The sequence below is a fragment of the Micromonospora citrea genome (assembly GCF_900090315.1).
GTDB lineage: Bacteria > Actinomycetota > Actinomycetes > Mycobacteriales > Micromonosporaceae > Micromonospora > Micromonospora citrea.
In genome coordinates this window covers 3,324,304-3,347,872 of record NZ_FMHZ01000002.1, presented here as the reverse complement: position 1 = coordinate 3,347,872, position 23,569 = coordinate 3,324,304, and the positions used below count along the sequence as shown (strand labels likewise).

Here is a 23,569-nt window from a genome sequence, read left to right as displayed (position 1 = left end):
ACGTACCTGGGGAGGTGGTCGGTGGACGGGTCGGTGGCGTACCTGCTGACGACGGTGGGCTGTCTGGTCGGGGTGGCCGGGGTGGTGGTCGCCGTGGTGGCCCTGCGCCGGGCCAGGTCCCGGCCGAAGGCCCCCACCGGCCCGGTCGACCCGCTGCGCGACCGGGACGCCGACGCGCTGCGCGGCGACCCCCGCCGGCTGAAGCCCGGCGACATCGTCGAGATCCGCGGCACGTCGTACGCGGTGCGCGGCTCGATCCGCCTCGTCGAGGGCGGCTGGAGCTGGGCCGAGCACCTGCTCGACGACGCGGCGGGCGTGCGCCGCTGGCTCTCCGTCGAGGAGGACCCGGAGCTGGAGCTGGTGCTCTGGGCCGCCGAGCCGGGCGCCACCGTCACCCCGGGCGCGCCGACGATCGAATTCGCCGGCCGCCGCTACAACTGGGACGAGTCCGGCCAGGCCCGCTACACCGCGACCGGCACCACCGGCCTCGACCCGAACGGCACCATGCGATACCACGACTACCAGGCGCCCGGCGGCGCCCGGCTCTCCTTCGAGGCGTACGGCGAGGCGGGCTGGGAGGTGGCGCTGGGCGAGGTGCTGCACCGCGCCGACGTGATGATCTACCCGCAGTCCGAGGTGGGTTGATGCTGGTCACCCTCGACGCCCCGTACGTCGACACCAGCGCCGCCGACCTCAGCCTGGCCCTCGGCGACGGCGAACTGCCGGCGCTGCACGTGCTCGACCTCGACCTGCCCGGCGGCGTCCGGCTGCGGCTGCGCCTGCTCGGCGCCTCGCACCAGGTGGTGCTGCGCGCCCCCGGCGCCGAGCTGACCGAGACGGTCGCCTGCCTGCCCGGCCGCCCGCCCGAGCTGCCGGCCACGGTGCGGGACGAGACGAGCGGTTACCACTTCACGGCGACCGTGCTGCGGCCCGCCGGCGCGGGGCTGAGCGAGCAGGTGGCCGCCCTCCGCGCCGACCTGGCCGACGACCCGTACGCCCTGGTGGGCGTGTTTCCCGGCGACGCCGACGCCGTGACCGCGCTGTCGGTGCGCCCCGACCCGCCGGCCGGCACCCTCGCCTGGCGCACCTGGCACGCGTACCCCCAGACCAACGAGCTGGTCCTGACCGAGACGGTGGTGGCACTGCGATGACGTACCGACGCTGGTTCGTGGTGGGGGTGGCGTTCGCCGTCATCGGCGCGCTGGTCGCCGCCTTCGCCATCTTCTACGGCAGCTTCTCCCCGCGCGGCTTCGTGGAGGACAAGTACAAGCGGGCGGCGAGCCGGGACATCGGCCGCAACGCTGTCGCCTACACCTCGCCACGCTCGCCGAGTCAGGTGGCGAAGGAGGTCACCGACGCGTGGCAGCCGGCCGACCAGTACGTCGACGGCAGCGGCGTGTACCTGCGCTACGACGACGACTCGGTGGTGATCCTGCCGATCGCCGCCGGCTCGGTGATCCTGCTGGAGCGCATGAGCACCGCCTATCCCCGCTACCACTCCACGGTCGGCTCCCACTGGGGCTGGGGCCGTGGCAGCACCGTCCGGGGCGGCGGCCCCGGCAGCGGCAAGTAGCCCCCCTCACCCGACGAGATCCTGGAGTCCCCCTTGCAGACGCTGGTCACCGATCTGCTGGTCACGCTCGCCTACGGCGTGGTCGGTGTCGTCCTGATGGCCGTCGGCTACGCCCTCGTCGACGTGGCCACCCCCGGCAAGCTCCACGAGCTGATCTGGGCGCAGCGCAACCGCAACGCCGCGCTGCTGCTCGCCTCCAACCTGGCCGGCGTCGGCGTCATCGTGGTCGCCGCGATCGCCGCCAGCGCCGACGACTTCGTGCTCGGCATCGTCGGCGCGGCGGCGTACGGGATCCTGGGCCTGGTCATCATGGCGGCGGCCTTCCTCCTGCTCGACGTGGCCACCCCGGGCAAGCTCGGCGAGATCCTGGTCGACCCGCAGCCGCACCCGGCGGTCTGGGTCTCCGCCGTCGTCCACCTGGCCACCGGCGCGATCATCGCCGCCGCGATCAGCTGATGACGGGCGCGAAGAAGCCCGGCGGGGCCAACCGCCGCAAGGGCCTGGCGATCCTCGCCACCGTCGTGGTGGTGGTCGTGGGCTGCTGCGTCGCGGGCGCGTTGAACTACGACGACAGCACCGTGGTCCCCCCGCCGACCGCCACCGAGCGGGCCGACACCGTGGCGATCCTCGCGAGGGCCGCCCAGAGCCAGGGCTTCTGCTACGGCTGGCAGCTCGAGGATCAGCACGACGATGTCGTCAGTGTCGGCTCCAACCTCGGCGACGGGGTGTCCGTCGAGGACAATCCGGCCTGCCCCCGCTGGGTGCGGGTCAACGGGAATGTCCACTACGCCCCGATGATCAGTAACTCCTCGGGCTATGCCTTCTTCTCCGTCAGCGGGCCGATCGGCCTCAGCGCTAAGTGGAGGATCGAGGAAGTGCTCAGCGCTGAGCGGAAGATCGAGGAAAGGTTGGAGCGGTTCGGCCTCACCGAAGACGTCCTCTTCGACGACCCGGGCTGGGCGGTCACCCGGGCCGCGGTCACCCTGCCGTTGCTCGTCGCCGAGCTGGGCATCGCCGGCCCCGCCCCGGCGGCCACCGAGGCGCCGGCGACCTCGCCGCCCGCGCTGCCCGACGCCGGCAGCGACCTGTGGCGGGACCGCTGGGGCTACCTGCTGGGCGTCGCCGGCCTGCTGCTGCTCACCGCGCTGTTCGTCGCGATCGGCCTCTGGCAGCGCCATCGCCAGCTCGGCCGGCGGGTTGAGGGGCGTCCGGCGTCGACCGCTCCCCGGCAGCCCGCCGGGCGTACGCCGGAGCGCCGGTGACCGTCGACGCGTCGGCACCGCCCGCGCGGTGGCGGCTGTCCCGCGCGGCGGTGCTCGTCGCGGTCTTCGTCTGCGCCGCCTGCGGCCTGGTCTACGAGCTGGCCCTGGTCGCCCTCGGCAGCTACCTGATCGGGGACACGGTCGGCCAGGCGTCGATCGTGCTGGGCGTGATGGTGTTCGCGATGGGCGTCGGCGCGCTCGCCGCCAAGCCGTTGCAGCCGCGCGCCGCCGCCGCGTTCGCCGCCATCGAGCTGGCGCTGGCCCTGCTCGGCGGGCTCTCCGTGCTCGGCCTCTACGCGGCATTCGCCTGGCTGGACCTCTACGGCCCGGCGCTGGTCGCCACCGCGTTCGTGCTCGGCCTGCTGATCGGCGCGGAGATTCCGCTGCTGATGGTGCTGCTGCAGCGCATCCGGGAGCAGGCGGCCGGCAGCGCGGTGGCCGACCTGTTCGCCGCCGACTACGTCGGCGCGCTGCTCGGCGGGCTGGCCTTCCCGTTCCTGCTGCTGCCCGTGTTCGGCCAGCTCAAGGGCGCGCTGGTGGTCGGCGCGGTGAACGCCGTGGCCGGGCTCGCCCTCGTCGGCACGGTCTTCCGGCGGGAGCTGAGCCACCGGGCGCGCGTCGCGCTCGGCGCCGGCAGCGTCGTGGTCTTCCTCTGCCTCGGGTACGCGTGGGTGACCGCGCACGACTTCGAGCTGACCGCCCGCCAGCAGCTCTACCGGGACCCGGTGGTGCACGCCGAGCGCAGCCGCTACCAGGAGATCGTGCTGACCCGGTCGGTCGCCGAGACCGGGCGCTCCGGCACCGACCTGCGGCTCTTCCTCAACGGCGACCTCCAGTTCAGCTCCGTCGACGAGTACCGCTACCACGAGGCGCTGGTGCATCCGGTGGTGAACGGCCCGCGCGGCGAGGTGCTGGTGCTCGGCGCGGGGGACGGCCTCGCCGTACGCGAGCTGCTGCGCTATCCCGACGTCCGGCGGGTCACCGTGGTGGACCTGGACCCGGCGGTGGTGGCGCTGGCCCGCAGCGAGCCGCAGCTGCGCCGGCTCAACGGCGGGGCGCTCGACGACCCCCGGGTGCGGGTGGTGCACGCCGACGCGTTCGCCTGGCTGCGTACGGCCACCGACCGGTTCGACGCGGTGGTGGCGGACCTGCCCGACCCGGACGAGACGGCCACCGCGAAGCTCTACACGGTCGAGTTCTACGCGCTGGTGCGGGCGGTGCTGGCCGAGGGCGGCCGGCTGGTCGTGCAGTCCGGTTCGCCGTACTTCGCGCCCCGGTCGTACTGGTCGATCGAGGCGTCGCTGCGCGAGGCGGGCTTCGCCACCACGCCGTACCACGTGGACGTGCCGTCCTTCGGCGACTGGGGCTTCCTGCTCGCCGCCCCCGGCGCGACGGCGCCCACCCTGGCCCTGCCGCCGGACGCGCCGGCGCTGCACTTCCTCGACGCGGCGACGCTGGCCGCCGCCGGGGCCTTTCCCGCCGACCGCCGCCGCGTCGACGTGCCGGCCTCCACCCTGCTCCAGCCCCGCGTGCTGGAGTACGCCCGCGCGGAGTGGCGCGGCTACTAGCCCGCCGACCTGCGCCCGTCCAGGCCCGGTCACCCGCACCCGACACGGCGGGTCGGTGTCCGCTGCCGTGCCCGACTGGCCCGATCTCGATACGGTGTGAGCGCGATCTAGGGAAGGAGAATCATGGTCGATTCCCACAACACGCCGGCCCGCACCCGGCCGGGTGTGGTGACCATTTCCACGTATCTGCTGTGGCTGTTCGCGCTGACCCAGCTCATCGGCATCATCATCACGCTCAGCACGCTGGGCACCGTCTCGGAGGTGCTCGACGAGGCCTACCGGGGCACCACCGCCAACGGCACGCAGAACCTCGCCGACATCACCACCTTCATCACCATCGGCACCTCGGTCTTCCTGCTCCTGCTCGCGGTGGTGCTCGCCGTGCTCGGCGTGTTCAACAACCGGGGCAGCAACGGGGCCCGCATCACCACCTGGGTCCTCGGCGGCATCCTGGTCTGCTGCACGGGCGGCGGCCTGGTGAGCGGCCTCGCCGGCGGCGGCTTCGGCGGGACCGGCCAGGGCACCGGCGACGGGCCGAGCCCGGAGGAGATCCAGCGTCGCCTGGACGAGGCGCTGCCCGGCTGGGTCACCCCGGTCTCCACGCTGGTCGCCGTGATCGGGCTGCTCGCGCTGCTCGCCGCGCTGATCCTGCTGGCGCTGCCGAAGGCCAACGAGTTCTTCCGCAAGCCGAAGCAGGCGTGGGAGCCGCCGGTGCCGGGCGCGTCCTACCCGGGCCACCCGCAGACCTCGGGCGAGCCGGGCTACCCGCAGGCCCCCGGCCAGCCCGGTTACCCGCAGGCCCCCGGCCAGCCCGGCTACCCGTCGGCACCGGGTCAGCCCGGCCAGCCGCCGTCCGCGCCGTACGGCGGCAACCAGCCCGGCCAGCCGGGGACGAACCCGGGTGGCGAGCAGCCCGGCTCGGACCGCCCCGGCCCGACGCCGCCGCCGGTGAGTTGACCGGTCGGTAACAGCGACGCCGACGGTCCCTCCGAGTAGGTTGCATCCGACGCCTACCGGAGGGACTCGTCGTGTCGCAGCCCGATCAGTCGCCGTCCCGCCGCCCGGCCGTGGTGACGCTGGCCGTGGCGGTGCTGATCCTGATGGCGGTCGCCGCCCTGGCGCACGCCGCCGCCGGCGCGGTGACGCTGGGCGGCACCGTGGCCCGGTTCCGCGACGCGGCCCAGGGCACCTCGGCCAGCCCGGACGAGATCGACGGCGTGGTCACCCTGCTGCGCGTGTCCACGGTGCTCACCGCGGTGGTGAGCCTGCTCGCGGGGCTGCTCCTCGCCGGCCTCGCCCTCGGCCTGCGGGCCCGCCGCGACGGCGCGCGCACCGCGACCTGGGTGGTGTCCGGGCTCGGGCTGCTCCTCGGCTGCTGCGCCGCGGCCGTCCTGGTGGGCCAGCGCACCTCCCCGCTGCGACTCGGCGAGGACGACCGTTCGACGGCCGAGCTGCTGGGCCTCGTCGACGACGCGTACCCGTCCTGGTGGATTCCGTTGGGCGCGGGGCTTTCCGTGGGCCAGGTGCTCGGTTACCTTGTGGTAGCAACGCTGCTGGCCCTGCCGGCGGCGAACGCCTGGTTCCGCCGGCGACCCGCGGCACCAGCCCCGCAGCAGCCCCCGACACCGCCCGCACCGCAGCCCGCCCCGCACCCGGGGCACCAGCCGACCGGCGCGCCGCCCGCGCCCCCGTACCCGCCGAGGTGAGGACCGCCCGTGACGCTCGACCAGCCGGCCCCCGGGCGGCGGGCTCTGATCACCGGAGCGACCGCCGGCATCGGCGCCGCCTTCGCCCGCCGGCTGGCGTCCGAGGGCTGGGACCTGGTGCTGGTCGCGCGGGACGCCGCCCGGCTGGCCGACACGGCGGCGGAGCTGACCGCGCGGCACGGCCGGCAGGTCGAGACGATCCCGGCCGACCTGTCCACCGACGACGGTTGTGCGGCCGTGGAGCGGCGGCTGGCCGACGGTTCGGTCGAGTTGCTCGTCAACAACGCGGGCATCAGCCTGAACACCCCGTTCCTGCGGTCGTCCGCCGAGGACGAGGCGCGGCTGCTGCGGCTCAACGTGCACGCCGTGATGCGGCTGACCCTCGCGGCGCTCCGACCGATGACCGAGCATCGGCGCGGGGCAGTGATAAATGTCTCTTCCGTGGCGGGGTTCGGCGCGGTCATGCCGGGATCGACCTACTCGGCCAGCAAGGCGTGGGTGACCAACTTCAGCGAATCCGTCGGCCAGTCCGCTCGGCCGTTCGGCGTCCGCGTGATGGCGCTCTGCCCCGGCTACACGCGTACGGAGTTCCACGAGCGGGCCGGCATCGACATGTCGAAGACCCCGGGGTGGATGTGGCTGCGGGCCGACGACGTGGTCGCCGAGGCCCTGCGTGACCTGCGGAAAGGCAAGCTGGTCAGCGTTCCCGCGTGGAAGTACAAGCTGGCCGTCGCCGGCCTGCGGCACGCGCCGCGGCGGCTGCTGGAGGCGGTGGCCCGCGACACCCGGGGCCGCATCGGTCGCGACGCCGGCTGATCCCGGGATCCGGGCCGCGGCGTGCCGCCGGCCGGCGTCGAGCGTCGACCCGGCCGCCTGAACGGTCGCTCAGCGTAGCGAACCATTGCCATCCATCGTCGCCCCCACGGTGGACTCCGGGTGGACCCGGCACGCGGCTCACAGACTTGAGCAGTACCCTCTATCGCCATGGGGGACCGCGACGACCTGCGTAAATTCATTACCGACCTGGCGGTGGTCCACGGCCGGGTGGTGCTCTCCTCGGGGCGCGAGGCGGACTGGTACGTCGATCTGCGCCGCGTCACGCTCCATCACCAGGCCGCTCCGTTGGTGGGCCGGGTGATGCGCGAGCTGACCGCCGACTGGGACTACGACGCGGTGGGCGGGCTCACCCTGGGGGCCGACCCGGTGGCGATGGCGATGCTGCACGCCTCGTCCGCGACCGATCATCCGCTGGACGCGTTCGTGGTCCGCAAGGCGGGCAAGGCGCACGGCCTCCAGCGCCGGATCGAGGGGCCCGACGTGGCGGGCCGGCGCGTGCTGGCGGTGGAGGACACCTCCACCACCGGGGGAAGCGTGTTGACGGCGGTCGAGGCCCTTCGCGAGGTCGGGGCCGACATCGCCGGTGTGGCGGTTATTGTTGATCGTGGCGCCGGCGACGCGGTGCGAGCCGCCGGACTGCCTTATCGGGCGGCCTATACGTTGGCTGACCTCGGCCTTGTGGCGTAAAAGTCTGCCTATTCGGATTCGCCGATATGCAGGCGGATCGATGCTGCTGGTGGAAGGATGGAATACGTGGGAACTGCGTTGGCTGAAATGACCATGCCTCAGATCTCGCCGCTTGCCGGCGAGCCGATCGAACGTGCCGATGCCGAGCGTCTCGCCGGGGTCCTCAAGGCCCTCGCCGACCCCGCCCGGCTCCGGCTGCTCAGCCTGATCCAGTCGGCGCCCGAGGGCGAGGCGTGCGTGTGTGACCTGACCGCGCCGCTCGGCCTCTCGCAGCCGACGGTCAGTCACCATCTGCGCATCCTCACCGAGGCCGGCTTGCTGGAGCGGGAGAAGCGCGGTGTCTGGGCCTACTACCGGCTGGTGCCGACCGCGATCGCCACGATCGCGGATCTGCTGACCCCGCCGCGCAAGCGCGCCACCAAGAAGGCTCGCTGACCATTGCCGATCGTCCGGTGCCATCCCCGATCGGGGACGGCGCCGGACGGCCGGTTGGTCAGTGCTTGCCGTAGTGCTCGCGGGTCTCCCGGATCGCCTCCTCGGCGGCGGCCCGCTCCTGCGGGGTGGTGCCACGCTTGGCGGCCATCCGCGCCCGGAGCAGTTCGACGGCGATCGGGATGACCGAGAGCGCCACGATGGCGATCAGGATCATCTCGATGTTCGCCTTGACGAACGGGATCTGGCCCAGGAAGTAGCCGAGCACGGTCACGCCCGTGCCCCAGAGAATGCCGCCGATCACGTTGTAGACGACGAAGGTGCGGTAGTTCATCCGGCTGACCCCGGCCACGATCGGCGTGAACGTCCGCACGATCGGCACGAAGCGGGCCAGCACGATGGAGCGCGCGCCGTACTTCTCGAAGAAGTCGTGCGCCTTGAGCACGTTCTCCTGCTTGAACAGCTTCGAGTTCGGCCGGCGGAAGAGCGCGGGGCCGACCTTGCGACCGAACGCGTAACCCACCTGGTCGCCGGCGATCGCCGCGAGGGTGATGAGCAGGCAGACCAGCCACAGCGGGTAGGTGATGTACTTCCCGTCGGCGGTGAGCAGCCCCGCCGTGAACAGCAGCGAGTCACCCGGCAGGAAGAACCCGATCAGCAGGCCGGACTCGGCGAAGACGATGACCAGGATGCCGATCAGCCCGAACGTCGAGATCAACACCTCTGGATCGAGCCAGCTCGGCCCCAGGGCCAGGGTGGTGGTGGGCGTCGGCACGAGGCGACCTCCGATGGATGCCGGTCAAGGGACGGAACGTCCGTAGTCTAGGTGGCTGTCCGGGGCGCCGGTGCTCGACGTCACACCCGCTAGAGCCGGGGGTCGACCGGCTCGGACTCGCACGCCATGATCGCGAAGACCAGCTCGTGCCGGCGCCACAGCGGCGCGCCGGCGACCAGCGCGTCCAGCGCCGCCAGCCCCAGCCCGTGCTCGCGCAGCGCCAGCCCCCGCTTGCGCCCCAGCGACCGGCGGCGCAACGCGGTGAGCTGCTCCGGCTCGTCGTACCCGGGACCGTAGACGATCCGCAGGTACTCCCGGCCCCGGCACTTGATCCCCGGCTGGAGCAGCGAGCCCCGCTCCGATCGGGCGCCCGGCCCGGCGTACGGCTTGACCACCATGCCCTCGCCGCCGGCCGCGGTCAGGTCCAGCCACCACCGCGTGGCCGCCGTCTCGGTTGCCGGGTCGGCCAGGTCCACCACCTGCCGACGGGTGGGCGTGAAGAACTCCGGGTCGGCCGCGCAGAGCCGGTCGGCCAGCGCGAGGTGCCAGCCGTGGTCCCGGTCGGCGTAGCTGGCCTTCGCGCCGGCCAGCACCGCGAACGGGGCCAGGGTCACCCCGCGCAGCCCGTCCGTCGGCCCCACGTACGCCCGGTAGGCGTCGGAGTAGGCGACGACCTCGTCGCGGCGGCGGGCCGTCCGGTCGCGCAGCCCCTCCACCGGCAGGCCCCGACCGACGGCCGCATCGAGCACGGCCAACGCCGCCGGCAGCGCGGCCCGGCCGGCGGCACCGACCCCGGCGTACTGCTCGCGGATCAGGCCGCCCGCCTTCGCCGACCAGGGCAGCAGCTCGCAGTCGAGCAGCAGCCAGTCGGTGCCCAGCTCGTCCCAGAGCCCGGCGGCGCCGACCGCCGACCGGACCCGGTCGAGCAGCTCGGTGTCGAGCGGCTCGCCGAAGAACGGCCGGCCCGTGCGGGTGTGCACCACCCCGCCGCCCGGCCCGAACGGCCCGCCGTCGGCCTCCCGGCAGACCAGCACCACCGCCCGCGAGCCCATGTGCTTCTCCTCGCAGACCACCCGGTCCACGCCCGCCGCGCGGTAGTCGGCGAACGCCTGCGCCGGGTGCTCCAGGAAGCCGCCCGTGGTCGCCGTCGAGCAGGGCGCCATCGTCGGCGGCAGCCAGGCCAGCCAGCGCGGGTCGACCGCGAAGCGGCTCATCACCTCCAGCGCCGCCGCGGCGTTCTCCGCCGGCACCGTCAGCGACCCGTAGGCGTGCTCGATGTGCCGCCGGCCGGTCACGTCGGTCAGCTCCAGCACCTGGTCGGGCCGGGCCGGTGCGGCGGTCAGCGGCCGGGCCGGGGCGTACCACTCCCGCTCCGCCGGCACCGAGACCAGCTCCCGCTCCGGGTAGCGCAGCGCGGTGAGCCGGCCGCCGAAGACGCAGCCGGTGTCGATGCAGATGGTGTTGTTCACCCACTCCGGCACGGCGGCCGGCGTGTGCCCGTAGACCACCATCGCCGAGCCTCGGTATTCCCGCGCCCACGGGTAGCGCACCGGCAGCCCGTACTCGTCGGTCTCGCCGGTGGTCTCGCCGTACAGCGCGAAGGAGCGCACCCGGCCCGACGCGCGGCCCTGGTAGGCCTCCTTCAGCCCGGCGTGCGCGACCACCAGCCGGCCGCCGTCGAGCACGAAGTGGCTGACCAGGCCGTCGATGAAGCCCGCCACCTCGGCCACGAAGCTGTCCGGCTCGGCCGCCAGCTGCTCCATCGTCTCGGCCAGCCCGTGGGTGAGCCGCACCTCCCGGCCGCGCAGCCGGCGCAGCAGCTTCTGCTCGTGGTTGCCGGGCACGCAGATCGCGTGCCCGGCGGCGACCATGCCCATCACCAGGCGCAGCACGCCGGGGGAGTCCGGGCCGCGGTCCACCAGGTCACCGACGAAGACGGCGGTACGCCCCGACGGGTGCGTCGCGTCCACCGGCCGGCCCCGCTCGTCGCGGCGCAGCTCCCAGCCGAGCCGGGTCAGCAGCGCCTCCAGCTCGGCGCGGCAGCCGTGCACGTCGCCGACGACGTCGAACGGCCCGGTCAGCTCCCGCCGGTCGTTGAACAGCTTCTCGTAGCGGATCTCGGCGGCGTCGATCTCCTCCACGCCGCGCAGCACGTGCACCTTGCGGAAGCCCTCCCGGGCCAGCTGCTTGTACGACCGGCGCAGGTCGCGCTGCATCCGGGCGAGCACCTGCCGGCCGAAGGTGCGGTCGGCGCGGCCCTCGGTGCGCTCCCACGCCAGCGCCTCGGGCACGTCCAGCACGACGGCCACCGGCAGCACGTCGTGCTCGCGGGCCACCCGCACCAGGGCGGCCCGGGCGTGCGGCTGGAGGTTGGTCGCGTCCACCACGGTGAGCCGGCCCCGCCGCAGCCGGGTGGCGGCGACGTGGTGCAGCGCCTCGAAGGCGTCGGCGGAGGCGGACTGGTCGTTCTCGTCGTCGGCCACCATCGCCCGGAACGCGTCGGAGGAGAGCACCTGGCTGGGCGCGAAGTGCCGGCGCGCGAAGGTGGACTTGCCGGAGCCGGAGACGCCGACCAGCGCGACCAGGGCCAGCTCGGGAATGTCGAGGGTGGTCACGGGGCCTCCTTGCGGGTCAGCACGGCGAGCTGGGTGGGGGCGCCGACCTCGGGGTCGTCGCCGCCGACCCCGCTGATCGCGGCGGTGTAGCCGTACGTGGCGCACACCCGGTCGACCCAGGCGGCGAACTCGGCGCGGGTCCACTCGAAGCGGTGGTCGGCGTGCCGGAACCGCCCGGCGGGCAGGCCCTCGTAGCGGACGTTGTACTCGACGTTGGGCGTGGTCACCACGACCGTCGCGGGGCGGGCGTGGCCGAGGACGGCGTCCTCCAGCGCCGGCAGGCGGGGCGGGTCGACGTGCTCGATCACCTCCATCAGCACCGCCGCGTCGTAGCCGCGCAGCCGGTCGTCCCGGTAGGTCAGGGCGGACTGCCAGAGCCGGATCCGGTCCCGCTGCCGCTCGGGCAGCCGCTCCAGCCGCAGCCGCCGGGCGGCCGTCGTCAGCGCGTGCGGGGACACGTCGGTGCCGACGACCTCGGTGAACCGGCGGTCACCGACCAGCGCCGCGAGCAGGGCGCCCCCGCCGCAGCCCAGGTCCAGCACCCGGCTCGCGCCCGCCTCCGTCAGCGCGGCGAGGACCGCCTCCCGGCGGCGCGCGGCCAGCGACGGCTGGCGCACGATGCCCTCGCCGGCGTCCCCGTCCACCGTGTCCGCGTCGGCGCCGGCCGGCTCGTCGGCCAGCCGCTGCTCGGCGAGGCGGGCCAGGGCCAATCCCGCCAGCGCCCGCCGGTGCGCCAGGTAGCGGCGGGTGATCGTGCCGCGTTCCGGGTGGTCGGCCAGCCAGCCCTCGCCGGCCCGGAGCAGCTTGTCGACCTCGTCCGGCGCCACCCAGTAGTGCTTGGCGTCGTCGAGCACCGGCAGCAGGACGTAGAGGTGGTTGAGCGCGTCGGCGACCCGCAGCGTCCCGGTCAGCGTCAGGTCGACGTACCGGCTGTCGCCCCACTCCGGGTGCCGCTCGTCGAGCGGGATCGGGGCGGCGGTCACCGCCCAGCCGAGCGGCGCGAACATCCGGACCGCCACGTCCGCGCCGCCCCGGCAGCGCAGCACCGGCACCCGCACCTCCAGTGGGATCGGCGTACCGGCCAGCTCCGGGCGCTCGCGGGACTCGCCGCGCAGGGCCGACCGGTACACCCTGGACAGCGCCGACGAGAGCAGGCTGGACGCGGCGTACGGCCGGTCGTTGACGTACCGCCCGAGGGTGAAGCCCTCCGGGGTCGCGGCCTGCTGCCGGCCGCGACCCTTGCCCCGCGCGCCGGCCAGCCGCAACGGGTCGACCTCCAGCAGCAGGGCGGCGGTGCAGCGCTGCTCGCCGGCCTCCGGGTAGAACACGTACGCGGTGCCGACCGGGACGTCGAAGGAGTGGGCGCGGTCGGGGTGCTTGACCAGCAGGTGCCCGAGGTCGGTCGCCGGGCGGTGCGTGGTGGTCAGGGTGAGCAGCACGCGCCCAATGGTGTCAGTGCCTTCGATCTTGCGTCGTCCGGTTTTCGCTTGGTTGTGGGTGGGGTTTCCGGGGGAGCCCCGCCCGCTCCGGGCGGTCAGGCTTGATCCCTGCGCGGGCGGGGCTCCCCCGGAAACCCTTCGTGGCCGGCGTCGTCGGGAGGCGGCGGGTGGCTCGGGGAGCGGGGGGCGCGTGCTGCCGGGGCGGGATCTTGGAGGTGGGGCCGTGCTGTCGGGGTGGGGATCCTGGGGGTGGGGCGCGTGCTGTCGGGGTGGCGCCTGGGTGCGCGTGCGGTCGGGAGTGGGTGGAGACGGCGGTGCCCCGCCGGCCCGGTGGGCGGCGGGGCACCGGTGGTGCGGGTGGATCAGGCGACGAAGCGGGTCCGGCGGCGCTTCGCCACCACGTAGCCGCCGATGCCGGCGACGAGCAGCAGGCCGCCGATGCCGGCGATCAGGCCGGTGGACTCACCGGTGATCGGCAGCTCGGGATCCTCACCGCCGCCGCCCTCGCCGCCGGTCGCGCCCTTGATGGTCAGCGCGGCGATGTCGTTCTTCGGGTCCAGGTCGGCGACCTTCCCCGGCTCGTCCGGGCCGAAGTGCAGCAGCCGCACCGAGCCCGGCGCGCCGCCCACCTCGTCGATCCGCAGGCCGAACTCGAAGACGGCCGCCTCGCCCTTGCGGCGCAGCTCGAACCACTCGCAGAAGTAGACCCGGCCGCCCGGCTCGCCGTACGAGCCGGTCGGCTCCTCGGCGGTGCCCGGGGAGCACACGTCGGGTGCCTTCACCACGGTGGCGCCGGCCGGAACGGTGACCAGGGCGCCGGTCAGGAGCTCGCCCGGGCCGTACGAGTTGATCGCCGCGGGCCCGTTGTTGACGAAGCCGACCTTGGCGACGACCGTTGCGCCGGCCGCGCCGGTGACCTCGGCGCCGGTTGCGGCGACGTCGGCCCGCTGGTCACCGGTGACGGTGGCGTCGATCCAGGTGACGTTGTTCGTCGTGTCCTTGTCGGTCTGCTTCACCGCGCGGGCCCGCGACGCCGGTGCCGGCACCAGCCGCAACGCGCTTCCGCTGCCCTTCTCCCACTCCGCGTCGGAGAAGTCGCCGATGAACTCGGCCCAGTCGCCCTTGGCGAACCAGATCGCCTGGCCGTACTGCCGGCCCGGCGCCCAGGCGTCGGAGGCGATCGTCAGGGCGGACGAGTCGTCGAGCTGGAGGGCGGCTCCCGGCGGAAGCTCCTCGTCGAAGTGGCACTGGGCGAGGTTGCTGCCGAACCCCGAGAGGTAGGAGCAGTTCGAGTGCCGCCGCGCCGGAGCGAGACCAGGGGTCGAGGCGAGGAGCAGCACCGTGCCGCGCGCGGGACGGTCGCCGACGTTGGCCACCGAGAGCGGCGCCTTGACCGTGGCGCCGGGGTCGCCGGTGAGCTCGAGGGAGCGCTCCGTCTTCAGGTCGACGCCCTCGCCGACCTCGACGGTGGAACGCGCGGTGGCGGTGGGCATGCCCTTCGCCGCCACGCTCAGGACGAGCTCGCCCTTGTCGCCGGGTGCGGCTGCGTCCCTGGCGGTGACGGTCAGGTTGACCAGGTAGTCGGTGATCTCGGTGCCGTCGAGGGTGCAGGTGATGACCGCGCCGGCCTCCTTGCAGCCCGACAACCGGTCGCCGAGGACGACCGCGGCGAAGCCGTCGACGCCGTCGCGGTCGATGGTGAGGGTCAGCCTCTCGGGCAGGGCCTCCGCGAACGCGTACAGGGTGACGGACTTGGCCTCGCCGCCCGGCGCGACCAGCGCGTTGTTGGCGTAGAGGAGAAGCTCGTCGCCGGGCTCTTCGGCGACGGCGGGGGTGGCGGAGGCGGCGAGGAGCGCGCCTGCGACGCCCAGCCCGGCCAGCGAGCGCCGGGTGGAGTGCTTGAACATGTGGGGGGTTCCCTCCCGTGGGGGTGCCAGGAGTGGCCAGCGGATCTTAAGGAGTGGTCAGGACCCACCACCATCCCCGACCCGCTCCCAGGGCCAACACCGACCGAACGGTTGAGCAGGATCGCCGCAACGTTCCGGCCGCCCGGGTCCGTCATCTGGAACAGGAGCCCGGGAGGTGCAGTGACGTACGAGGAGTTCGCCGACTCACGGCTGGCCGCGCTGTTGCGGTACGCGGTCATGCTGACCGGCGATCCGCACCAGGCGCAGGACCTGGTGCAGGACACCATGGTCCGGGTACAGCTCAACTGGCGTCGGGTGGCCCGTGCCGACTCGCCGGAGCGCTACGTACGCCGGATGCTGACCAACCAGTACGTCGACTGGCGGCGGGGCTCCTGGATGCGCCGGGTGCTGCTGCGCGCCGAGCCCGACGACGCGGTGCCCGTGCCGGCCGACCACACCCAGCACGCCGTGGACCGGGACCAGGTCTGGTCCTGGCTGTCCCGGCTGCCGCGGCGGCAGCGGGCGACGCTGGTGCTGCGCTACTACGAGGACCTGCCCGACGCGGAGATCGCCGACATCCTCGGCTGCGCCGTCGGGACCGTCCGCTCGTCCATCTCGCGCGCCCTGGCCACGCTCCGGGCGGAACACGTGGAGGCCTGCTCATGATCGAGGACGACCTGCGTGCCGCCTTCGCCCGGCACGAGCCGCTGACTCCCGCCGCCGGTCCGGTGCGCGCCGCGATCGACCGGCTCGCCGCCGTCCGTCGCCGACGCCGTCAGCGCCTCCGGGCGGCGGGCGTCGCGCTGGCCCTGCTCGCGGTGCTGGGGGTCGGGGTGCCCCGGCTCGCCCCCGACCGCGTCGCCCCCGACGCGGCGCTGCTCCCCGGGACGGCCGCGCCGGCGCCCACGGGGGCGCTGAACGTCCTGCTGCTCGGCCTGGACGGCTCGAAGGCCGAGGACGGCCGAAGAGCAGACTCGGTGCTGCTGGTGCACGTCCCGGCGGACCGCAGCCAGGTCTACCTGGTCTCGCTGCCCCGCGACGTGGAGGTGCCCATCCCCGGTCACGGCACCGACAAGCTCAATGTCGCCTTCCCGCTCGGCGCCGGTGGCACGTCCGACCCGAGCCGCGGCTACGACCTGACCCGCCGGGTGGTCGGCGATCTGACCGGCGTACGCGTCGACGCCGGCGCGGTGCTCACCTATCCGGCGCTGAAGCGGCTCACCGACGAGGTCGACGGGGTCGAGGTGTGCCTGCCGCGCGAGGTCCGCTCCTTCCACACCCGGCGGGTCTTCCCGGCCGGCTGCCAGCGGCTCGACGGCACCGCCTCGATGGACCTGCTGCGCCAGCGGCTGGAACTGCCCGGGGGCGGTTTCGACCGGGACAGGCACGCCCGACTCTTCGCCGCGGGACTGGTCCGGCGGGCCGTCGAGCAGGGGGCGCTGACGAATCCGGCCCGGCTCCACGCGCTGCTCGGCGCCGCCCGCCTGACGACGGTCGACGGGGCGTCCCTGGTCGGGCTGGTGGGAGTGCTGCCGCAGTTGAAGTCCGTCGAGCCGGTGGGGCTCAGCCTCCCCGTCACGCCGCTCGACCGCTCCGACTGGCGGCTGCGGCCGGACCCGGAGCGGGCCCCGGCGCTCTTCGCCGCGCTGCGCGAGGACCGGTTGGCGCAGTGGGCGGCCCAGAACCCGGGCCGGGTCGAGCGGTTGGGCTGACTGTGAGGCTGGCCTGGTCCCTTCGGGCGGGGCGGCGCAGGTCGAGCGGGCTTCGCCGCCCCATGACCTGGATGCGCAGGTGCGGTTGGACGCCTGCCCACGACGGCTCCCGATGTGGGGCGCCCTCCGGCGTACTGAGGTCTCGGTTCGTGCTCACCCTTCGGTTCGGGTGGCGGCCGGCGTCACGGGCCGGGAAATTGCTGGATCAGTCGGCGGACGGCCTCGACGACCGCGTCGCGGCACTCGTGGGCGTCCTGAGCGGCGGCCGGGGTGTGCGGGATCGCCGAGATGCTGGTCGGTGTCCACGCGCCGGCGATGGCCAAGACCAGGGTGAGCAGGGTGGCGGGGCGAAATGGCCCGTCGGTGCCGGCGAGCGCGTCCAGTTTGGCTTCGCGTGCGTCGCCGGCGACGGCCGGGTCGTGGTCGCCGCTGTCGCCGCGTTCGAGGCGGTGCCAGGTCGCCAGCCGCACGACCTCCGGATGTTCGCGGTAGTAGTCGAACAGCCGTCCCGCGTATCCCGGCAAGTCGTCGGGGGTGAACGGCACCTGGTGCAGGCCGCGGGTGACGTGCGCCTCGAACACGGCGTCGAACAGCCCGCCCTTGCTGTGGAAGTACACGTAGATGAGGTTCTTGTTGACCTCGGCGGCGGCGGCGATGCGGTCGACGCGCGCACCGGCGATGCCGCCGGCCGCGAACTCGGCGGTGGCGGCCTGCAGGATGCGCGCCCTGGTCGCGTCGGCACGAGACATGGCTCCCAGCGTAGCCATGTGACTAACCAGTTATGCCGGCCGCCCCGCCCACCGGTTACAGCTTTCCGACCGGCCAGGAGATCGCCTTCTGTTCGAGGAACTCCTGGATGCCGTACGTGCCTCCCTCGCGTCCGAGCCCACTGTGCTTGTACCCGCCGAAGGGCGCGTCCGGGTGCACGCCGAACGAGGAGTTGATGTTCACCATGCCGCTGCGGATCTGGCCGGCCACCGCCTTTGCCCGCAGGAAGTCCTGGGTGAAGACGCCCGCGTTGAGGCCGAAGTCGCTGTCGTTGGCGATGCGTACCGCATCGGCGTCATCCCGGAACGGGATCACCGAGCCGACCGGGCCGAACACCTCCCGGCGTGCGACGCTCATCGCGTTGTCGACGTCGACCAGCAGTGTCGGCTCCAGATAGAAGCCCCGATCCAGTCCGCTCGGGCGGTCTCCGCCCCAGCCGATTTGGGCGCCTTCGGCCACGCCCTGCCGGATCATGCCTTCCACCCGCAGCCGTTCCTCGTCGCGGATGAGCGGCCCCATCGTCGTCGTGGGATCGGCCGGATCACCCACCTTCACCGCGGGCATCAGGGCCAGCACCTTGGCGACCAGTTCGTCGTGCACGGACTTCTCGACGAGGGTCCGGGTGAGCAGCAGGCATCCCTGGCCGCAGTTGGCGACCATGTTGCCCACCACCTCCAGCGCGGCCCGGTCGAGGTCCGCGTCGGCAAAGATGATGTTGGCCGATTTGCCGCCGAGCTCCAACACGACCTTCTTCAGGCCGCCGGCGGCCTGAGCCATCACCCGGCGTCCGACCGCGTCCGAGCCGGTGAAGCTCACGATGTCAACGCCCGGGTGGGTAGTCAGCTCTACGCTCGCGTCCAGGCCACCGGTGATGATGTTGACCACGCCGGGCGGGAAGCCGGCCTCCTCGACGAACTCGCCGAGCGCCAGAACCTCCAGCGGAGTGTAGGGCGACGGCTTCACCACGACCGTGCATCCGGCGGCCAGCGCCCACGCCATCTTGTGAATCGCGCCGGCGATCGGGGCGTTGAACGGCGTGATCAGCGCGGCCACGCCGATCGCCTCGTGGGCCACCACGCCCTGGGTGGTCTGCGGCTGGCCGGTCAACGTCATCCCGGTGTGCGGGCCGAGCGGGACCGTGAACGAGAACGCCGGCAACAGGCGGTCGGCCACGTCGCGCAGCAGATCGATCGGCGTCTGGACGTGCACGACGCCGGCCGCGGCCACCGGGAACCCCCCCTCCTTGACGGCCAGGTCCACCAGGTCGTCGCGACGCCGCTCCATCGCGTCGGCGAGCCGGAGAAGGTATCGGCTGCGTTCCCGGGGCGTCGTGCGCCGCCACGGTCCCTCGTCGAACGCCCGGCGCGCGGCCTCCACCGCCGCGGCCGTGTCCCGGACCGACGCCGACGGTGCCCAGGCGAACACCTCCTCCGTCGCGGGATTGACGACCGGGAGCCGCTCGGAGGTGTCGGGCGACACCCACCGCCCGTCCACGAACAGGTGGTCGATCGAGTACGTCACAGAATCTCCTAACTAACTGATTAGTCAACAGCGACCGTAGAGTTGACTATCTGGTTAGTCAAGCGGCGGGAGGTTGCCGGTCGTGAAAAAAGGAGTCCGGTCCGGCGTCGTGCCCCGCAACACGGGCTGGATACGCCTCGTTGCCGGACGCGGATCTCAGCCCGCTCCGCCCGGTTCTCTCGAGTCGGGCCTGATCGGCCCGAACTGGTGCGGTTTCCGGGACGCGGGAGCGCCACGCCGCAGCTTCCAGACCGACGGCTTCCGCGGCGCCGACCACGTCAGCTCCACCGCGAACGTCGTGCCGAACGAATGGTCCTCAACTGGCACCGAGGCCGGCATCGAGCAGGGTCGACTAGAACACGCGTCGGCGTGGGAAAAAGAACGTAGGACCGTCTGCGAGCTAGTCGCGCGATCCCTTCATAGCGGTTACGCCTACCAGGCAAGGGGCGGGACGTCACCGGGGTGTCCGGTCACGTCCCGCCGGGGCCGCGTCGTCAGCGGTAGTCGTCCTCGTCGGCGGCGACCACCCGGGCCTGCTCCATGGCGTCCCAGTCGTCGACCTCCAGGCCACGGTGCGGCTCGACGTCGGCCTCGCCGGGATCGACCGCGGCGGCCTGCTCCACCGCGTCGGCCGGCTCCGCCTCCAGGTCGCGCTCCTCGGGGCTGAGGTGGTCGCTGGGGGCGAAGTCCTCGTCGGGCTGACCCATCAGTCCCTCCCGGGATCTCGGCGGACGGTTCCCCACACACCGTACGGGCTGCGCCCGTCCGCCGCTCGGAAGCCGAGTCGACCGAATCGCCCCACCGGCCGCCACCACCGGTGCCAGGATGGTCGGGTGGGTTTCCTGATCCGGTTGGCGATCACCGCGGTCGCGCTGTGGATCACCACGCTGATCGTGCCCGGGGTGGAGGTGGGCGGCCGGTCCGGCGCCGACACCGCGCTCACGCTCGTCGTCGTGGCGGTGATCTTCGGCGTGGTCAACGCGGTGCTCAAGCCGCTGATAAAGGTGTTCGGCTGCGTCTTCTACCTGCTCACCCTCGGCCTGTTCGCGCTCGTCGTCAACGCCCTGCTGTTCCTGCTGACCGACTGGATCGCCCGGGGGCTGGACCTGCCCTTCGACGTGTCGGGCTTCTGGGCCGCGTTCTGGGGCGCCATCGTGATGGCCGTGGTCACCTGGCTGATCAGCGTGACGGTGCCCGACAGGTGGGAGGAGCGGTGAGGCCCGCCGCCGGCGCGTGGGCGCGTACCGGGTCGGTTGTGCCGGCGGCGCTCTTCTACGGGATACTGCCGACGGTGGACAGCGCGGTCCGGCGCACCCAAGGACAACAGCGGCCGGCCACGGCCGACAGCGGTAAGTAAGGAGCGTTCGACATGCCCATCGCTTCCCCCGAGACCTACGCGGAGATGCTGGACCGCGCCAAGGCCGGCCGGTACGCGTACCCCGCGATCAACGTGACGTCCTCGCAGACCCTGAACGCGGCGCTCAAGGGCTTCGCCGACGCGGAGAGCGACGGCATCATCCAGGTCTCGACCGGTGGCGCGGAATACCTCTCCGGACCCTCGATCAAGGACATGGTGACCGGCGCGGTGGCGTTCGCCGCCTACGCGCACGAGGTCGCCAAGAAGTACCCGGTCAACATCGCCCTGCACACCGACCACTGCCCGCAGGAGAAGCTGGACAAGTTCGTCCGGCCGCTCATGCAGATCTCCAAGGAGCGGGTGGCCGCCGGCCAGGAGCCGCTGTTCCAGTCGCACATGTGGGACGGCTCGGCCGTGCCGGTGGCGGAGAACCTCCAGATCGCGGCCGAGCTGCTGGACCGGGCGGCCGAGGCCAAGATCGTCCTGGAGATCGAGGTCGGCGTCGTCGGTGGCGAGGAGGACGGCGTCGAGAACGCCATCAACGACAAGCTCTACACCACCGTCGAGGACGGCCTGGCCATGGTGGAGGCGCTCGGCCTGGGCGAGAAGGGCCGCTACATGGCGGCGCTGACCTTCGGCAACGTGCACGGCGTCTACAAGCCGGGCAACGTCAAGCTCCGCCCGGAGATCCTCAACCAGATCCAGGAGGCGGTCGGCGCCAAGTACGGCAAGGACAAGCCGCTCAGCCTGGTCTTCCACGGCGGCTCCGGCTCGCTGCTGTCGGAGATCCGCGAGGCGCTCGACTACGGCGTGGTGAAGATGAACATCGACACCGACACCCAGTACTGCTTCTCCCGTCCCGTCGCGGACCACATGTTCCGCAACTACGACGGCGTGCTCAAGGTGGACGGCGAGGTCGGCAACAAGAAGATGTACGACCCGCGGGTCTGGGGCAAGGCCGCCGAGGCCGGCATGGCCGCCCGCGTCGTGGAGGCCTGCGAGCACCTGCGCTCGACCGGCACCACGCTGGCCAAGTGACGCGCTGACGCGTACCGCCCGACGGCCGGTCCCCGCGTGGGGCCGGCCGTCGGCGTGTCCGGTGCCGGTCAGGCCGCGGTGAGCACCCGGACGGCCTCGTGCACGTCGTCGGTGAGGTGCACGGTCGTCGACAGGTCGCCGAACGGCGAGGCGCCCAGCAGCGGCCGCAGCAGCGCCTCCACCGGCAGCTCGTGCGTCCAGTACGCACGGTCCAGGAAGACGTACGCGCCGCTGGCCCCGTCGGTGCCGTAGTACGTCTTCGTGGCCGCCTGGAACACCTCCTGCACGGTGCCGGCGCGGCCGGGCGCGAAGACGATCCCGCCCCGGGCCAGCCGCAGGATGGTGTCCTCCCGGATGGCGTTGGAGAAGTACTTGGCGATCCGGCCCGCGAAGAGGTTCGCCGGTTCGTGCCCGTAGAGCCAGGTGGGGATGGCGAGCCCGCCGGTGCGCGCCCAGTCCGCCTCGCCGCCGGCCAGGGCGGCCGAGTCGACGCGGGACACGCTGGCCGGGTCGACTCGGGACACGCTCGCGGGGTCGGCGGCGCGGGGCCGGGGCGGCGGCACCGGCCGGCCGTAGCGCTCCCGCACCCGCAGCGCCGCCGCCGTGTAACGGTCGTGGTCGGTGAAGTCCGGCGCCTCGGCGAGCAGGTCGATCGCCGCGTCCAGGTCCTCGGCCGGCCGCAGCGCCAGGAAGGCGCCGAGGTTGGCGGCCTCCATCACCCCGGGCCCGCCGCCGGTCACCACCAGCCGGTCGGCCCGGGCCAGCTCCCAGCCCAGCACCGCCGCCATCCGGTACGGCACGCTGCCGCGCGGCACCGCGTGCCCGCCCATGACGCCGACCACCGACTGCGGCCCGTGGGTGGCCAGCCAGGCGCGGGTGGCGTCGGCGAGCGCGTTGTCCACGCCGTGGTCGTGCAGCCGCTGGCCGAGCGCCTCCTTGACCTCCGGCAGCGCCCCGCCGTGCGCGCGGAAGTGCTCGTACACCCGGGTGTCGTACATTCCGGCGAAGCCGCCCTCGGCGAATCCGGCGGACAGTTCCTCCGGGGTGTAGAGGTGCGACGGCTGGGTCGGGTAGGGCAGCCCGGAGAACGGCGGCACCACGTTGGCGCCGCGCCGGACCAGGTCGGCGCCGACCTCCCGGGAGGCGAAGCGGCACCCGACGAAGAGGGTGCCGGCCACCTCGGTGCCGGTCAGGTCGGGGACGGGGGCGAGGTCGAGCCGCAGCCCCTGCACGGTCAGCCCGACCAGGCTGCCCGTGGCCAGCCGCCGGTCGAACTCGGCGCGCGTCTCGATCTCGTCGGTGCAGGTGTGCGGCTCGATGACGTCCGCGGGAGGTGGGGTCGGCACCCTCGCCATCCTGCCCCGCCCGGGCAACCGGCCAAACCTGCGGGGCTTCCGTGCTGTCGGCGGCCTCCCGACCGACCCGCGCCGGGCCGCACCGGGCAGACCCGCACCGGGCAGGCACCGCGTCCGGCCGACCGTACCGTGTCGGCCGTGCCGGGCAGATCTGTGCCGGCAAGCGCCGCGCCCGGCCGTACCGTGTCGGCCGTGCCGGGCAGATCCGTGCCGGCAAGCGCCGCGCCCGGCCGGCCGCGCCCCGGCCGACCCGCGCCGGGTCGGCGGACGGCGGTCGACGGGCCCGGATCGGCGGCGGGCGGTGCGGGCGCGGCGACGGTGCCGGTCGTCGCGGCCGCACCGGGCCGCCGACCCGGGATCGCGCCGGCCTCTCCCGAGACGGACAGGAGCCCGGCGGCGCAGCCACCGAGCTCCTGCGTGACCCGGTCCTGGGGAGGCTCCGGACCAATAGTTGTAATGGAAAATATCCCGGGGTGGCATAGGCCGCAGGCGTGACCAACTCCTCAGCCGTTCAGTCAACCGGCTCGCCCAACCCCCTCGCGCGGTCGCGGGCGAAGCGGGTTGAATGGGACGATGCAGAACCTGTTGCCGGAACCACCGGCCACCCTCCTCCCCGCGCACGACGAGGCCGACGCCGCGCTGGCCGCCGCCGAGCAGGCCGGCAGCGACGAGGCGTACGCCGAGGTGGCGGCGCGCTTCCCGACCTACAGCGCAGGCTGGGGCGCGCTGGCGGCCCGGGCCCTCGCCGCGGGCCAGGTCGTCCCGGCGTACGCCTACGCGCGCACCGGCTACCACCGGGGGCTGGACCAGCTGCGCCGCAACGGCTGGAAGGGGCACGGCCCGGTGCCGTGGTCGCACGAGCCGAACCGGGGCTTCCTGCGCTGCCTCTACGTGCTGTCCCGCGCCGCCGACGAGATCGGCGAGGCGGACGAGGCGGCCCGCTGCGCCCAGTTCCTCCGGGACTGCGACCCGGCCGCCGCGGACGCGCTGGCGAGCAACTGAGCACGAGCCGTCGGC

24 protein-coding genes are annotated in these 23,569 nt (G+C 73.5%); 16 read left to right on the top strand and 8 right to left on the bottom strand.

Features of this window, described 5'->3' with window-relative positions:
- Positions 1 to 21: 21 nt before the first annotated feature.
- From GA0070606_RS15355 to GA0070606_RS15305, 11 genes are all read left to right on the top strand, one after another.
- On the top strand, positions 22 to 645 hold the full coding sequence (locus tag GA0070606_RS15355; RefSeq protein ID WP_091100008.1) for a DUF4178 domain-containing protein: 624 nt from the start codon (positions 22 to 24) through the stop codon (positions 643 to 645).
- Entirely contained in the window at positions 645 to 1,151 is a 507-nt protein-coding gene (locus tag GA0070606_RS15350; protein WP_091100004.1) for a DUF2617 family protein, read from the top strand. The genes GA0070606_RS15355 and GA0070606_RS15350 overlap by 1 nt, the downstream gene beginning before the upstream one ends.
- Positions 1,148 to 1,573, top strand: coding sequence for a DUF4247 domain-containing protein (locus GA0070606_RS15345; RefSeq protein ID WP_091100001.1), 426 nt, complete (start codon positions 1,148 to 1,150; stop codon positions 1,571 to 1,573). The genes GA0070606_RS15350 and GA0070606_RS15345 overlap by 4 nt, the downstream gene beginning before the upstream one ends.
- A gap of 33 nt (positions 1,574 to 1,606) precedes the next feature.
- Positions 1,607 to 2,029: a DUF350 domain-containing protein gene (locus tag GA0070606_RS15340; protein WP_091099998.1), complete on the top strand. Its 423-nt coding sequence runs from the start codon at positions 1,607 to 1,609 to the stop codon at positions 2,027 to 2,029.
- Complete coding sequence (locus GA0070606_RS15335; protein ID WP_245724695.1) at positions 2,029 to 2,835, top strand: hypothetical protein; 807 nt, start codon at positions 2,029 to 2,031, stop codon at positions 2,833 to 2,835. Before GA0070606_RS15340 ends, GA0070606_RS15335 begins: the two co-directional genes overlap by 1 nt.
- The gene (locus GA0070606_RS15330; RefSeq protein WP_091099994.1) at positions 2,832 to 4,403 is read left to right on the top strand and encodes a polyamine aminopropyltransferase; all 1,572 of its coding nucleotides are present in this window, start codon (positions 2,832 to 2,834) and stop codon (positions 4,401 to 4,403) included. Before GA0070606_RS15335 ends, GA0070606_RS15330 begins: the two co-directional genes overlap by 4 nt.
- 123 nt (positions 4,404 to 4,526) lie before the next feature.
- Positions 4,527 to 5,360, top strand: a complete 834-nt coding sequence (locus GA0070606_RS15325; protein ID WP_245724694.1) for a hypothetical protein — start codon at positions 4,527 to 4,529, stop codon at positions 5,358 to 5,360.
- A gap of 71 nt (positions 5,361 to 5,431) precedes the next feature.
- On the top strand, positions 5,432 to 6,109 hold the full coding sequence (locus GA0070606_RS15320) for a hypothetical protein (protein ID WP_091099990.1): 678 nt from the start codon (positions 5,432 to 5,434) through the stop codon (positions 6,107 to 6,109).
- A 9-nt stretch (positions 6,110 to 6,118) separates the two neighbouring features.
- Positions 6,119 to 6,925, top strand: coding sequence for an SDR family NAD(P)-dependent oxidoreductase (locus GA0070606_RS15315; protein ID WP_091099987.1), 807 nt, complete (start codon positions 6,119 to 6,121; stop codon positions 6,923 to 6,925).
- 168 nt (positions 6,926 to 7,093) lie between these two features.
- Entirely contained in the window at positions 7,094 to 7,633 is a 540-nt protein-coding gene (gene pyrE / locus GA0070606_RS15310) for an orotate phosphoribosyltransferase (RefSeq protein WP_091099983.1), read from the top strand.
- Positions 7,634 to 7,690: 57 nt separating this feature from the next.
- Complete coding sequence (locus tag GA0070606_RS15305; protein ID WP_007073957.1) at positions 7,691 to 8,068, top strand: ArsR/SmtB family transcription factor; 378 nt, start codon at positions 7,691 to 7,693, stop codon at positions 8,066 to 8,068.
- A 58-nt stretch (positions 8,069 to 8,126) separates the two neighbouring features.
- Here GA0070606_RS15305 and GA0070606_RS15300 read toward each other — a convergent pair whose 3' ends face one another.
- The 4 genes from GA0070606_RS15300 to GA0070606_RS15285 form a co-directional block, all read right to left on the bottom strand.
- Entirely contained in the window at positions 8,127 to 8,840 is a 714-nt protein-coding gene (locus GA0070606_RS15300) for a DedA family protein (RefSeq protein ID WP_091099979.1), read from the bottom strand.
- Positions 8,841 to 8,929: 89 nt separating this feature from the next.
- Positions 8,930 to 11,455, bottom strand: coding sequence for a polynucleotide kinase-phosphatase (locus GA0070606_RS15295; protein ID WP_091099976.1), 2,526 nt, complete (start codon positions 11,453 to 11,455; stop codon positions 8,930 to 8,932).
- A complete protein-coding gene (locus GA0070606_RS15290) occupies positions 11,452 to 12,894 on the bottom strand; it encodes a 3' terminal RNA ribose 2'-O-methyltransferase Hen1 (protein ID WP_091099974.1) in 1,443 nt (480 codons plus the stop codon). Before GA0070606_RS15290 ends, GA0070606_RS15295 begins: the two co-directional genes overlap by 4 nt.
- Positions 12,895 to 13,256: 362 nt before the next feature.
- On the bottom strand, positions 13,257 to 14,801 hold the full coding sequence (locus GA0070606_RS15285) for an LPXTG cell wall anchor domain-containing protein (RefSeq protein WP_091099971.1): 1,545 nt from the start codon (positions 14,799 to 14,801) through the stop codon (positions 13,257 to 13,259).
- Between the two features lie 180 nt (positions 14,802 to 14,981).
- On the opposite strand from GA0070606_RS15285, the gene GA0070606_RS15280 reads away from it, so the two are divergent.
- Both GA0070606_RS15280 and GA0070606_RS15275 read left to right on the top strand, forming a co-directional pair.
- Entirely contained in the window at positions 14,982 to 15,467 is a 486-nt protein-coding gene (locus tag GA0070606_RS15280) for a SigE family RNA polymerase sigma factor (RefSeq protein ID WP_091099968.1), read from the top strand.
- On the top strand, positions 15,464 to 16,513 hold the full coding sequence (locus GA0070606_RS15275; protein WP_091099965.1) for an LCP family protein: 1,050 nt from the start codon (positions 15,464 to 15,466) through the stop codon (positions 16,511 to 16,513). Before GA0070606_RS15280 ends, GA0070606_RS15275 begins: the two co-directional genes overlap by 4 nt.
- 182 nt (positions 16,514 to 16,695) lie before the next feature.
- Here the strand turns inward: GA0070606_RS15275 and GA0070606_RS15270 are convergent, their stop codons facing one another.
- The 3 genes from GA0070606_RS15270 to GA0070606_RS15260 all read right to left on the bottom strand — a co-directional run bounded on the left by GA0070606_RS15270 (position 16,696) and on the right by GA0070606_RS15260 (position 19,509).
- Positions 16,696 to 17,262, bottom strand: a complete 567-nt coding sequence (locus tag GA0070606_RS15270; protein WP_091099961.1) for a TetR/AcrR family transcriptional regulator — start codon at positions 17,260 to 17,262, stop codon at positions 16,696 to 16,698.
- A 55-nt stretch (positions 17,263 to 17,317) separates the two neighbouring features.
- Positions 17,318 to 18,760 (bottom strand): aldehyde dehydrogenase family protein, encoded by a 1,443-nt coding sequence (locus tag GA0070606_RS15265; RefSeq protein WP_281191072.1) that lies wholly within the window; start codon positions 18,758 to 18,760, stop codon positions 17,318 to 17,320.
- 536 nt (positions 18,761 to 19,296) lie between these two features.
- The gene (locus tag GA0070606_RS15260) at positions 19,297 to 19,509 is read right to left on the bottom strand and encodes a hypothetical protein (RefSeq protein WP_091099953.1); all 213 of its coding nucleotides are present in this window, start codon (positions 19,507 to 19,509) and stop codon (positions 19,297 to 19,299) included.
- A gap of 126 nt (positions 19,510 to 19,635) precedes the next feature.
- On the opposite strand from GA0070606_RS15260, the gene GA0070606_RS15255 reads away from it, so the two are divergent.
- Positions 19,636 to 20,019 carry a phage holin family protein gene (locus GA0070606_RS15255; RefSeq protein WP_091099949.1) on the top strand — a complete coding sequence of 128 codons (384 nt, stop codon included), beginning with the start codon at positions 19,636 to 19,638 and terminating at the stop codon, positions 20,017 to 20,019.
- A 152-nt stretch (positions 20,020 to 20,171) separates the two neighbouring features.
- A complete protein-coding gene (gene fbaA / locus GA0070606_RS15250) occupies positions 20,172 to 21,197 on the top strand; it encodes a class II fructose-bisphosphate aldolase (protein WP_091099946.1) in 1,026 nt (341 codons plus the stop codon).
- Positions 21,198 to 21,265: 68 nt separating this feature from the next.
- Here the strand turns inward: fbaA and GA0070606_RS15245 are convergent, their stop codons facing one another.
- A complete protein-coding gene (locus tag GA0070606_RS15245; RefSeq protein ID WP_425413050.1) occupies positions 21,266 to 22,543 on the bottom strand; it encodes an LOG family protein in 1,278 nt (425 codons plus the stop codon).
- Positions 22,544 to 23,125: 582 nt separating this feature from the next.
- Here GA0070606_RS15245 and GA0070606_RS15240 point away from each other — a divergent pair.
- Positions 23,126 to 23,554, top strand: a complete 429-nt coding sequence (locus tag GA0070606_RS15240; RefSeq protein WP_091099937.1) for a DUF3151 domain-containing protein — start codon at positions 23,126 to 23,128, stop codon at positions 23,552 to 23,554.
- Positions 23,555 to 23,569 lie beyond the last annotated feature (15 nt).